Annotated in this window: 12 protein-coding genes and 1 riboswitch; of the genes, 10 read left to right on the top strand and 2 right to left on the bottom strand. The window is 67.3% G+C overall.

The window, feature by feature from the left end:
* Positions 1-25: 25 nt before the first annotated feature.
* Positions 26-376 carry a VanZ family protein gene (locus ABIR74_RS11275; protein WP_348178131.1) on the bottom strand — a complete coding sequence of 117 codons (351 nt, stop codon included), beginning with the start codon at positions 374-376 and terminating at the stop codon, positions 26-28.
* Positions 371-570, top strand: a riboswitch (cobalamin riboswitch). (Overlaps the previous gene by 6 nt.)
* Before the next feature lie 20 nt (positions 571-590).
* On the opposite strand from ABIR74_RS11275, the gene ABIR74_RS11280 reads away from it, so the two are divergent.
* Genes ABIR74_RS11280 through rraA form a run of 7 tightly spaced genes read left to right on the top strand, consistent with a single transcriptional unit; the run spans position 591 to position 5,926 of the window.
* The gene (locus ABIR74_RS11280) at positions 591-1,187 is read left to right on the top strand and encodes a DUF4430 domain-containing protein (RefSeq protein ID WP_348178134.1); all 597 of its coding nucleotides are present in this window, start codon (positions 591-593) and stop codon (positions 1,185-1,187) included.
* A complete protein-coding gene (locus tag ABIR74_RS11285) occupies positions 1,184-1,891 on the top strand; it encodes a DUF4430 domain-containing protein (protein ID WP_348178137.1) in 708 nt (235 codons plus the stop codon). The genes ABIR74_RS11280 and ABIR74_RS11285 overlap by 4 nt, the downstream gene beginning before the upstream one ends.
* Entirely contained in the window at positions 1,888-2,589 is a 702-nt protein-coding gene (locus tag ABIR74_RS11290) for an energy-coupling factor transporter transmembrane component T (protein ID WP_348178139.1), read from the top strand. The genes ABIR74_RS11285 and ABIR74_RS11290 overlap by 4 nt, the downstream gene beginning before the upstream one ends.
* 47 nt (positions 2,590-2,636) lie before the next feature.
* The gene (locus tag ABIR74_RS11295; protein WP_348178141.1) at positions 2,637-3,932 is read left to right on the top strand and encodes an ATP-binding cassette domain-containing protein; all 1,296 of its coding nucleotides are present in this window, start codon (positions 2,637-2,639) and stop codon (positions 3,930-3,932) included.
* On the top strand, positions 3,922-4,599 hold the full coding sequence (locus ABIR74_RS11300; RefSeq protein ID WP_348178143.1) for an ECF transporter S component: 678 nt from the start codon (positions 3,922-3,924) through the stop codon (positions 4,597-4,599). Before ABIR74_RS11295 ends, ABIR74_RS11300 begins: the two co-directional genes overlap by 11 nt.
* On the top strand, positions 4,596-5,435 hold the full coding sequence (locus tag ABIR74_RS11305; protein ID WP_348178145.1) for a prenyltransferase/squalene oxidase repeat-containing protein: 840 nt from the start codon (positions 4,596-4,598) through the stop codon (positions 5,433-5,435). The genes ABIR74_RS11300 and ABIR74_RS11305 overlap by 4 nt, the downstream gene beginning before the upstream one ends.
* Positions 5,436-5,455: 20 nt before the next feature.
* Positions 5,456-5,926 carry a ribonuclease E activity regulator RraA gene (rraA, locus tag ABIR74_RS11310; protein WP_348178147.1) on the top strand — a complete coding sequence of 157 codons (471 nt, stop codon included), beginning with the start codon at positions 5,456-5,458 and terminating at the stop codon, positions 5,924-5,926.
* Positions 5,927-5,951: 25 nt separating this feature from the next.
* Here rraA and ABIR74_RS11315 read toward each other — a convergent pair whose 3' ends face one another.
* On the bottom strand, positions 5,952-6,530 hold the full coding sequence (locus tag ABIR74_RS11315; RefSeq protein WP_348178149.1) for a carbonic anhydrase: 579 nt from the start codon (positions 6,528-6,530) through the stop codon (positions 5,952-5,954).
* A gap of 124 nt (positions 6,531-6,654) precedes the next feature.
* Between ABIR74_RS11315 and ABIR74_RS11320 the strand changes: the two genes are divergently transcribed.
* The 3 genes from ABIR74_RS11320 to ABIR74_RS11330 all read left to right on the top strand — a co-directional run bounded on the left by ABIR74_RS11320 (position 6,655) and on the right by ABIR74_RS11330 (position 10,652).
* The gene (locus ABIR74_RS11320) at positions 6,655-8,826 is read left to right on the top strand and encodes a UvrD-helicase domain-containing protein (RefSeq protein ID WP_348178151.1); all 2,172 of its coding nucleotides are present in this window, start codon (positions 6,655-6,657) and stop codon (positions 8,824-8,826) included.
* 163 nt (positions 8,827-8,989) lie between these two features.
* Entirely contained in the window at positions 8,990-10,213 is a 1,224-nt protein-coding gene (locus tag ABIR74_RS11325; RefSeq protein WP_348178153.1) for a GNAT family N-acetyltransferase, read from the top strand.
* A gap of 4 nt (positions 10,214-10,217) precedes the next feature.
* Positions 10,218-10,652, top strand: a complete 435-nt coding sequence (locus ABIR74_RS11330; RefSeq protein WP_348178155.1) for an SRPBCC family protein — start codon at positions 10,218-10,220, stop codon at positions 10,650-10,652.
* The last annotated feature ends 245 nt before the right edge of the window (positions 10,653-10,897 follow it).

Here is a 10,897-nt window from a genome sequence, read left to right on the forward strand (position 1 = left end):
CGGCGTCACCACTCGAGGCTCCGTCTCAAGGTGTGCAGGCCCGCCGCATCCGCTGCCACAGAACGACCCCGATCGTCACGCCTACGGTGTCGATGACGACGTCGTACCACGCGGCATGTCGCCCGGGAACGAAGTGCTGATGGATCTCGTCGGACGCGGCGTACAGCCCTCCGATGAGGATCGCGATTCCCGGGCGCGCGAGCGCTCGTTGCAGGAGTGTCCCGAGGACGGCGTACTCGGTCAGGTGCGCGAGCTTCCGCAACACGAGGTCCCACGTTCCGAGGCCGGTGCCGAGGCTCGGCACCGACGAGAACGCGAAGATGATCGCTGCCATGACGACGACGGGCGCCCAGCGGCGGAAAGATGCTGCCGACACCACTCCATGGTAGGCTCCCGCCTCACAAGGGAGCGCGGTGAGGGAATCCGGTGCGAATCCGGGACGGTCCCGCCGCTGTGAGGGGAGTTGCTCGCCCGCCGAAGGCCACTGGCGCACCGGGAGACCGGTAGCCGGGAAGGCGGTGGGAGAGGGAGCCCCGAGTCAGAAGACCTGCCGCCTCCTCCATACCGAACCCCTCGTGGAAGGAGGATTCGTGGCACGACGTTTGATCGTTCTCGTGACCGTCATCGGTCTCGTTCTCACGCTCGCAGCTACGGCTTTCGGCGCGTCCGTCACGGTGCGCGTCGAAGGAAAGACCCAGTCGATCTTCGGATCGATGCCCATCAAGGTCGAGGCACCGAACGCGATGGTCGCGCTCGATGCGGCCAGCATCTTCGGCGAGTTCTACGTGCAGGTGACCCAGTCGTCCTTTGGCCCGTACGTGAGCCAGATCGGTCGCTACCCCGGTGCAGGTGCCTCGGGTTGGGTCTTCAAGGTCAACGGGGCATCGCCGCCCGTTGGAGCGGATCAGGTGACGCTGAAAGACGGGGACGAAGTGTTGTGGTACTACGCCACCTTCTCCGATACCGGCGGCCCAGCAACGTTGGCGCTCAAGGCGACATCGAAGAACTGTTACTCCGTCACGGCGTTCGACGACGCCGGCAAGGCAGCACCCGCGGCGGGCGCGCAGCTCCGCGTTGATGGACGCCGGTTCAAGGCCAGTGGGGCGGGCAAGGTGTGCGTTGGCCGCCACGTCGGTCTCGTCCGCGCCTACGCAGTCGGCGCTGTTCGGTCGAACGCGGTGAAGTGACCCGTCGGCTCTGCATCGGGCTCCTCCTTGCCGTCCTCGCAAACGCGGGGTGCGGCGGGGAGGGGCCGACGGCCGCCGATGGCAAGGCGCGTCTGTGGGTGACGCGCGATCGCGGCGCTATCGTCCTCGTCGACCTGGAGGTGCCGGCCGGCCAGTCTCTCCTGCGGGCGCTGAAATCCAAGGCGAAGGTGACCACTCGGTACGGCGGCGGCTTCGTGCAGTCGATCGACGGAATCGAGGGGAGCGCCCGCCGTCACGAGGACTGGTTCTGGTTCGTCAACGGTCTCGCCGGCGACCGATCTGCCTCGTCGTACCGGTTGCGCGACGGCGACGTCGCCTGGTGGGACTACCGGGACTGGTCACGCGACGCCGAGACACTCGAGGTTGTGGCCGGGGCGTTCCCCGAGCCGTTTCTCCACGGTTATGCCGGGAGGACGCGCCCGGCGGCGGTGCGGTATGCACCGGGACTCGCGGTAGAGGCGTCTCGGGTTGCAAGGGTTCTCGGCAGCGATGACGTTGCCGCCAGGGGCTCCCCCGTTGATGCCGATGCGAACGTCTTCGAGTTCGTCGACGAGGCGCCGCATCTGACCGCGGTTCTACGGCAGCCCGGTTCCGGGCCTTCGGGGGCCGTGAGGTTCTCGTTCTCCGGCTCGGTCGTGCGGCTGCTGGACGGCGATTTCTCGCAGAGATTCGAGAGCCCGTGAGCCCCGGCCCTGCCACGGTGCTCCTCGCGGCGGTTGCAGCGGCCGGGTTCCTGATCGATTCGATCTGGGCGCTCGCCACGATGGCCCTGATCCTCGTCGTGGTCTGCATGCGAGCGCCGGTCGACCGGCGCTTCATCTACATCAGCGGAGCGCTGTTCAGCGCGCTCGGCGTCATCGTGATCTCACCGTTCACCTGGTCGTCGGGCGGGGGGACGCTCCTCTGGGAAGGGCCGACGCTTCCCGTGCTCGGCCCGCTCGATATCTCGACCGACGAGATCCGGATCGCCGTCGTGAACGGGCTTCGACTCGCGGTCGTTGCCCTTGCATTCAGCGCGTACGCGCTTCGCGTGGATCACGACCGGCTCGTCTCGGCGGCAGGCTTCGCCCGGCGCTCCGCCCTCGCTGTCGCTCTCGCCACGCGCCTCGTGCCGACGCTCGAGCGTGATGCTGCCGGTCTTGCCGAGTCGGTGCGAGGCCGAGGCGTCGAGCTCCATGGCGCGCGCGGGTACGCAACGCTGCTCTCGCCTCTCGTCGCCGGGTCACTCGAGAGAGCGACCGGCCTGGCCGAGGCAATGGAGGCGCGCGGGTTCGGTCGGAGCGGCGCGACTCGCGCTCCGCGACCGTCGTGGACATTCGCGGACTACGCTGCACTCGGCGGCGCGGTCGTGCTCGTGGGAGTTGCTGCGCTATGGCTCTAGCGTCCGTCACCGGTCTCTCGTTTGCCTACCCCGGGAGCATCCCGGCGGTGAGAGACGTCTCGCTCGAGATCGAGGCAGGTGAAATCGTTGCCCTGCTCGGCCCCTCCGGCAGTGGCAAGTCGACCCTGCTACGGGCTCTCGCAGGTCTCGTCCCGCATTTCCATGGCGGAACGTTCTCGGGCAGCGTCATCGTGGCCGGGCTGGACACCCGAACGCACGGCCCGGCCGCGCTCGCGGGAACGGTGGCGTCCGTCTTTCAGGATCCCGAGGATCAGATCGTGATGACGCGTGTCGAGAACGAGGTGGCGTTCGGTCTCGAGAACCTCGGCGTCCCGCCGGAGGAGATCTGGCCGCGGACGCACGCGGCGCTTGCCGAGGTCGGCGGCGGGCAGCTCGCGGAACGCCGAACCGTCGAGCTCTCCGGCGGCGAGTTGCAGCGTGTCTGTCTCGCCTCGGCGTTCGCGCTCGAGCCGCGGCTGCTCCTGCTCGACGAGCCGACATCGCAGCTGGATGCAGAGGGCGCCGACGCATTCCTCTCCCACGTCGAGCAGACACAGTGTGCCGTCGTGCTCTCCGAGCAGCGCGTCGACCGTGCGCTCGCGATCGCTGATCGCGTGATCATGATGGAGGAGGGCAGGGTCGTCCTCGACGCGCCTGTTGTCGAGGCGCGCGTTTGGCTCTCGGCGCGCAGGCCGCGCTATAGCGGCGGGTTGGCCCAGGACGATCCCTCGCCGTCAGTGCCCGTCGGCCCGCCTGTCGTTCGGCTCGACGACGTTCACTTCGCCTATGGCAGCGGCCGGGAGGTGCTCGGCGGCACGTCGCTCGTCGTCCATCGGGGCGAGATCGTAGCTCTGGAGGGACGGAACGGCAGCGGGAAGACGACGCTCGCCAAGATCGCGGCCGGACTGCTGCAACCGACGGGAGGGGTCGTTGCTCGTGACGGTCGCGCGACGTATCTCTCGCAGGATCCCGGACGACATCTCGTTTGCGAGACCGCGCTCGACGAGGTCGCGCTCGGCGTCAACGGCGACCAGGTGCGTGCCGCAGCCGCACTCGAGCGTTTCGGCCTCTCGTTCGCCACGTGCCGGCATCCCCGTGATCTCTCGAGTGGCGAACGCGAACGGCTGGGGATCGCGGCGATCTCCGTCTCCGAGCCCGACCTGCTCGTGCTCGACGAGCCGACCCGGGGAATCGACCCGGACCGAAAGGCCTTACTCTCGGCGTGGCTGCTCGAGCAGGCCGAGAGCGGGCGCGGGATCCTCGTCGCTACCCACGACCCGCTCCTGCCTGCACACCGACGTGTCCGGCTCGGGCAGCCGTTGGAGGTTCCTGTTGCGGTCTAGGTTCGCACTGGTCGCCTTCGTCGGACTCGGCGTCGCCGGCCTGCTGTGGGCGATGGTTGATCCGGCAAACGGTGGCCTCGCGACCCTGCTTGCGGCCTTCGCGCTCGTTGCAGGAGGGTTCGCGTGGCTCGAGCAGGGTGGCGACACCGCGCGTGATCTCACGCTCGTCGCCACGCTCGCCGGTATTGCGGCAGCGGGCCGCATTCTCTTTGCCCCGGTGCCGAGCGTGCAGCCGGTGACGATCATCGTGGCGACGGCCGGGGTTGCGCTCGGGCCACGCCGCGGCTTCGCTGTGGGTGCGTTGGCCGCGATCGCCTCGAACATGTTTCTCGGTCAGGGAGCCCACACCCCGTGGCAGATGCTCGCCTGGGGCGGATGCGGTGCCGTTGCCGGTGTCCTCAGGGTCGCCTTGCAGCGACGCTGGTCGTTCGCCTTCTTCTGCGCGATCCTCGGAATGGCCTTCGGCACGCTGATGGATCTCTGGCTCTGGTTTGCCTTCTACCCGCACACGTGGGCCGCGCTCGTCACGGTTCTTGCCGCTGGATTCGCGTTCAACATCGCGCATGCACTCGGCAACGTCGTCCTCGCCCTTGCGGCCGGGCCTGAGTTGCGGCGTGTCCTCGCGAGGCACGCGCGCACGGTGCACACGGAGGTGGTGTGGGCGTGAGATGGGTGCTGAGCCTCGTTGCGTCCGCAGTGCTGGCTGGAACGGCAGCAGGCGCGACCGGCCCTGCCGGCGGGGCAGCCGCGTTCCTGACGGCCCGCCAGAGCCCGAACGGCGGTTTCGCCGAGCAGGGGCAGACACCGGACGGGTCTCTCACCGCGTGGGCCGCTCTCGCCCTCGTCGCGGCGAATGGCTCCGAGTCTGCCCGTTCGAGAGCGCGAGAATTCCTTCGCACGCGCCCGACCGACCGAGCAACGGACGGCGATGTCGCACTTCTCGTCGTTGCGTTTGCGGCACTCGGCGAGCGTGTGGATACAAGTCTCCTCGTGAGACTGAGGGAGCATCGCCCGGGCGCGCTCGTGAACGAGACGATGTGGGCCGCGATCGCGCTCCGCGCCGTGGGCGAGCAGCCGCCTGCCGGGTTCGTTCGCGCGATTCTCTCGGCGCAGGCCAAGGGCGGTGGGTTCCCGTGGCTTCGCGGAGGCAAGCCCGACTCGAACGATACGGCGGCGGCGATTCAAGCCCTCCGCGCGGCTGGTCTCCGCACCGGCCATGCGTCGATCCGCCGGGCGGTGGCTGCGCTGCGCGGCTTCCAGGGCCGAGACGGCGGTTTCGCGCTCACGAAGGGCCGCGAGCCGGACGCACAGTCGACCGCGTGGGCGATCCAGGCGTTGCTCAGCGCCGGTGAGAAGCCGGGCAAGGCGCCGTTCCGGTTCCTCTCCCGCCTGCGACGCAGCGACGGAAGCTACCGCTACTCGGTGCGGTACGGAGCAACGCCGGTCTGGGTGACTGCGCAGGTCATTCCCGCTTTGACCGGGCGTCCATTTCCGCTTCGCTGAGAACGCCGTATGCTCGAGCGATGACGTCGACCGCTGACATCCTCGACGCGCATCCGGCGGAGGCGCAGGTGTGTGGGCTCGTCCTCCACCAGTTCGGCGGCGTTGCGTCGTTCGCCGGATCCATCTCGACCGTTCGCTGCGACGAGGACAACGTCGTCCTGAAGCGCCGTCTCGGTGAACCCGGCGAGGGGCGCGTCCTCGTCGTCGACGGGGGCGGTTCGGCTCGCGTCGCGCTGCTAGGAGAGATGGTTGCGGGTCTTGCGGCCGCGAACGGCTGGGCCGGACTCGTCGTGAACGGCTGCGTGCGTGACTCCCGTGCGCTTCGGCGCCTCGGGGTCGGGATCAAGGCACTCGGAACGAACCCGCGACCGAGCGGCAAGGCGGGAGCGGGTGAGGCCGATGTCCCGGTCGAGTTCGGGGGCATCACGTTCCGACCGGGCGCAATGCTGTACAGCGACGACGATGGCGTCGTCGTTCTCGAGAACGGCTGAGCGAGCGACGCTCGGCGTGTGACCCTCAGCCGGGCCGGCCGGCCTCGGTTGCCTCGGCGATCTCGTTGAGGACACCCGTCTTGACGTCGTAGACGTAGCCGTAGATCGGAATGCGTGAAGGTACGAGCGGGTGGTTGCGAATGCGCCGCACGTCGTCCACGACGCTCTGGTTGCGATCCGCGATCGTCAGCCAGGAGATGTCTCGGCCGGCCGTCGACCCGGGGTTCGTTCCGACGTCATGGAAGCCATCGGGCCCGAGCGCCGCTGTCTCGAGGCTCTGGGAGAGCAACTCTCCCATGAGCTCATCGGTGAAGAACTCCATCCCGCAATCAGAATGGTGGATCACGAACCACTCAGCAGTCCCGAGAAGCTTGTAGGAGATGACGAGAGACCGGATCGCGTCATCGCTCGCGCGACCGCCGGCGTTGCGGATGACATGGGCGTCTCCCTCGCTCAGCCCTGCGTACTTCGCGGGGTCGAGTCGCGCGTCCATGCACGTGAGGATCGCAAACCGCCGCGCCGGGGGTAGGGCCAACTCACTCTTGTCGCCGAACGTTTTGGAGTACGCCTGGTTCGCGGCAATGACTTCTTCGAGAACGGACACGTGGGTCTCCTTGCTTCGGGGGGTGTAAGCATAACTATACAATTCAAAGTGACTATCGATACTGAAGCAACACGACGGTTGAGGCCACGGCGACCCACTCCGAGAGCGCCGCTAGCATCGACGCATGAGCGTCGCGCCCCACGAAGATCTTCTCGCCGACCTCAATCCGGCCCAGCGAGAGGCCGTTCTGCACGTCGACGGTCCGCTTCTCGTCATCGCCGGCGCAGGCTCCGGGAAGACCCGTGTGCTCACGCACCGTGTCGCGCACCTGATTCGCGCCCATGGCGTGCGGCCGAACGAGATCCTCGCGATCACCTTCACGAACAAGGCGGCGGGGGAGATGCGCGAGCGACTCGAGAAGATGCTCGGGAGGCAGGCACGCGCCGCCTGGATTCTCACCTTCCATGCCGCGTGTGGGCGGATGCTGCGGCGTGACGCCGAGCGCCTCGGCTATCGCTCGACCTTCACGATCTACGACCAGGCCGACCAGGTGCGGGTCGTGAGGGCGTGTCTCGAGGATCTCGGCGTCGACCCGAAGCGCTTCACGCCTCGGGGAATCCACAACCAGATCTCGAATGCAAAGAACCAGCTGATCGGGCCGGACGAGTACATGAGCCGCGTCGCCTCGTTCTACGACAAGACCGTCGCGGAGGTGTACGAGCGCTACCAGCGGAGGCTGATCACCTCGAACGCCGTCGACTTCGACGACATGCTCATGCTCACAGTCGAGGCGCTCGAGCGCTTCCCGGAGGTCAGGGCGCACTGGCAGCACACGTTCCGCTATATCCTCGTCGACGACTACCAGGACACGAACCACGCGCAGTACCGGTTGTTGCAGTTGCTCGCAGGCGAGGAGCGGAACGTGTTTGCGGTGGGAGACCCCGATCAGTCCGTCTATGGTTTCCGTGGGGCCGATATCAACAACATCCTCGACTTCGAGCGCGACTTCCCAGGCTCCCATTCAATCGCGCTGGAGCAGAACTACCGTTCTACGAACGCGATTCTCGGAGCCGCCAACGCGGTGATCGAGAACAATCGAGACCGCAAGCCGAAACACCTCTTCTCCGAACTCGGGCAGGGCGACCCCGTGCAGGTCGTGGAGGTCGAGGACGAGCACACGGAGGCTCGTTACGTCGCCTCCGAGATTGCACGCCTCGTCGAGGAGGGCTGGTCGGCGTCAGAGCTGGCTGTCTTCTACCGGACGAACGCCCAGAGCCGCGTACTCGAGGACGTGCTCGTGCGGCAGCAGATTCCGTACCAGGTCATCGGTGGCCCGCGGTTCTACGAGCGTGCCGAGATCAAGGACGCGATCGCGTACCTGTCCGTTCTCGACAACCCGGCGGATGCCGTCTCGTTGCTGCGTATCGCGAACCGACCGCGCCGTGGTCTCGGCGACACGTCGCTGCAGCGGCTCGTCACGCACGCCGATGTGCTCGGCGTGACCCTGTTCGAGTCGATGGCCGACCCCGAGGCCGCGGGGCTCGGCACGGCCGCTGTCAAGGCCGTTCGGGGGTTTCACACGATGATGCAATCGTTGCAGTCGGCGGCGCAGGAGCTCGAGATCGACGAGCTGCTCGAGACGGTTCTCGAGCGCAGTGGCACGATCGAGTTTCTCGAGGCCGAGCGGACGATCGAGGCGCGCGGCCGGATCGAGAACCTCGAGGAGCTCGTCGGAGTGGCCCAGGAGTACCGCGCCGAGCACGAGGAGCCGACGCTCTCCACCTTTCTCCAGGAGATCTCCCTCGTCTCCGACCAGGACGGCCTCGCGGGCGAGCAGTCGCTCGTGACGCTGATGACGATCCATAACGCGAAGGGACTCGAGTACCGCGGTGTCTTCCTGATCGGGATGGAGGATGGGATCTTCCCGCACTCCCGCTCGATCGAGGACAACGAGATCGAGGAGGAGCGACGGCTCGCGTATGTCGGGATGACCCGCGCGATGGAGAAGCTGGCGCTAACCCATGCGATGGCGCGATCGCTCTACGGCCGGCGCGAGTACAACCTGCCGTCGCGGTTCCTCGACGAGCTCCCGGCTGACGTCGAGCGCGAGCGATTGCGCCCCTCGTCGTGGTCGAGCTACGGCGCGGGTGGGCAGACGACGTCGTCGTCTTCGACGCCGACGCGTGAGCCGAGCGACATCCCGTCGTTACAGACCGGCGACTCGGTTCGGCACGGCTCGCTCGGCGAGGGCGTCGTGACCAGGATCGAGCCGGGCGGGCTCGTGACGGTGCGATTCGCGAACGACCAGAGCGAACGAAAGCTCATGCTCGAATATGCTCCGCTCGAGAAGATCTAGTGGTCGCTTCGGGATATCCTGTCGTGGTGCGCTGGCGAAAACCGAGCAGGGCGAGGACGCAGGGAGCTCCCATACCGGGTTGTTCGGGTGCGACCGAGGACGAAGCCCCGCGATGTGTTTGCAGCCACGCGCAGCGTGGCAGGATATTCCGGAGCGGTCACTGATGGCAATTCGCATCCGACCAACCCGTGATCAGGCCGAGTTCGCCAGCGCCGTCGGTGCGATCGGCCACTACTTCGGCGGTGCTTTCTCGAGCGAGGACAGCCTCGTCAACTTTGCACGAACCCTCCCCTTCGAGCGGATGCACGGCGCGTTCGACGGGCCAGCGATCGTCGGTGGAGCCGGTGTCTTCCCGTTCGAGCTGACGGTTCCGGGTGGGCCGGTCGCATGCGCGGGAGTCACCGTCGTGGGTGTCCTGCCGACCCACCGCCGCAGAGGGATCCTCGACCGCATGATGCGTGCCCAGCTCGCCGACGTGCGCGAGCGCGGCGAGCCTCTTGCTGCCCTCTGGGCGTCGGAGGAGACGATCTACGGACGCTTCGGGTACGGAATGGCGTCCCAGGACGTGATGATCAAGGCCTCGCGCGGCCACGCTGCGCTGCGCACCGAGCTACCGGGCAGAACCGGCACCACACGTCTCGTCGGGCACGACGAGGCCGCAAAGGTGTTCCCGCGGATCTACGACCGCGTGCGGCGAGCCTCGCCCGGGTTCGTCTCGCGCACGGATGCGTGGTGGGAGGTCAGGAAGCTCGACGATCGGCCCGAGCGACGGCGCGGCGGGGGAGAGCTGAACCGGCTCCTGCTCGAGATCGACGGCCGTCCGGTCGGCTACGCGCTCTATCGCATCAAGCTCGAGTGGGACGGGCCGCACAACGTGAGTCAGGTCGTCGTCGTCGAGGCGATCGGTGAGACGCCTGCTGCGACGCGTGAGCTCTGGCGTTACCTCCTCGGCATCGACTGGGTTGCGGAGATCCACTGCGATCTGCTGGGCGTCGATCACCCGCTGTTCCTGCTCGTGCAACGGCCGAACCGCCTGCACTGGCGCGTCCTCGACGGGCTCTGGCTGCGGCTCGTGGACGTCGGCGCTGCGCTCTCGGCGCGAGCGGTGACGGGCGACGGGCGTGTGACGTTCGAGATCGCCTCCGACCCGATCTTCCCGGACAACGTCGGGGTGTGGACGATCGAGGCCGGTGTCGCGAAGAGGTCACGGCGCCGGGCCGACCTGCGCCTCGATATGCAGGCGCTCGCCTCGGCCTACCTCGGCGGCTTCACGTTTGCCGAGCTCGCACGCGCGGGGCGCGTGGAAGAGGTTGTGCGAGGCGGCGTCGCCCGCGCAGACGCGCTCTACCGGGTCGACGTCAAGCCCTGGTGTCCGGAGATCTTCTAGGCGTATGGTCGTCACCGAGGTGATCGAGGTGCCCCGCTCCGTCGAGGAGTCGTTCGCGTACGTGGCGGACTTCACGACTGTCGCTGAGTGGGATCCGGGCATTCATGAATCAACGAGGGTCTCGGGTGAAGGTGACGTGGGCACGATCTACGCGGTACAGGCCGAGTTCCGGGGCAAGACGATGCCGTTCACATACACGGTGACCGCTTTCGCGCCCAACGAGCGCATCGTCCTCGACGGCGTGGGGGAGAGGGCGACGTCGCTCGACACGATCGCGTTCGAGGCTGCGGTAGCAGGCGGCACGCGCATCACCTACACGGCTGACTTCAGGCTCAAGGGCGTGTTGCGCGTCGCGGAGCCATTCCTCGGCGGCACGTTCAGGGCGCTCGCAGGCAAGGCACTCGCAGGCCTGGAGGCGAAACTCGGCGGCGCACGGTAAGATCCCGGTTCGAGGGCGCTTAGCTCAGTTGGGAGAGCACCAGCTCGACAAGTGAGTTTTGGGGCATCACTCCCACTCTGTGAAGTAGTCGACAGCCTGTAAACAGGCGGTTCCGGGCAGTTTGCGTTCGCTGGGGTTGTCTGGGTCTGTCTGCATTTCCTGACACAAAACATGACATTGGGCGTGCCGCTTTGAGGTTGCTGGTGGCTCGATTGCGACTTCGGTCGGATCGGCGTAGGACCTGG

Source organism: Gaiella sp., assembly GCF_039915195.1.
Lineage (GTDB): Bacteria > Actinomycetota > Thermoleophilia > Gaiellales > Gaiellaceae > Gaiella.